1 protein-coding gene is annotated in these 585 nt (G+C 46.0%); it reads left to right on the plus strand.

Annotation, left to right across the window (positions count from 1 at the left end; all coding sequences use genetic code 11):
- The coding region (locus ACLN19_RS09130) for an LPXTG cell wall anchor domain-containing protein (RefSeq protein ID WP_413385535.1) at positions 1–495 on the plus strand (495 nt) is incomplete at its 5' end.
- Positions 496–585 lie beyond the last annotated feature (90 nt).

Here is a 585-nt window from a genome sequence, read left to right on the forward strand (position 1 = left end):
GATAGCGTGATCGCTAAAGTTGACATCACACTGGCAGACGGCACTGTCATCAAAGCTGGTACTGATCTAGCTGAGTACACTGAGCGCACTTATAACGAAGAAACAGGACTTTATGAGTTAACGTTCAAAGAAGAGTTCCTCAAACAAATTCCACGCTCAAGCGAATTTGGTGCAGATGCATTCCTAGTTGTAAAACGCATCGCAGTTGGTGAGATTGAAAATGAGTACACGCTCTACGTCAACGGCAATCCAGTCAAATCGGAAGTGGTGCGCACTACAACTCCTGAGCCTGTGAAGCCTGAGACATCTCAGCCAGTGACTCCAGTATCGCAAACACCAGCGACACCAGTCGCACCAAGTCCAGCAACTCCAGCGGTTGCCAAAGCGCAAGCTCTCCCTCAAACAGGTGAAGAAAGCTCTATTTTGGCTTACTTGGCAGGTGGCTTTATGACACTTGTGGGGCTTGTTGGTGTTCGCAAACGTAAAGAAAACTAATAGATATTGAGCGGATTTATCCGCTCTCTAAAGGTAGCAGATATTCGACCTCCTAGTTTTAAAATGAATATATATGTGTGTCTGCTGTCT

It is taken from the genome of Streptococcus lishijunsis, assembly GCF_047290665.1.
Taxonomy (GTDB): domain Bacteria; phylum Bacillota; class Bacilli; order Lactobacillales; family Streptococcaceae; genus Streptococcus.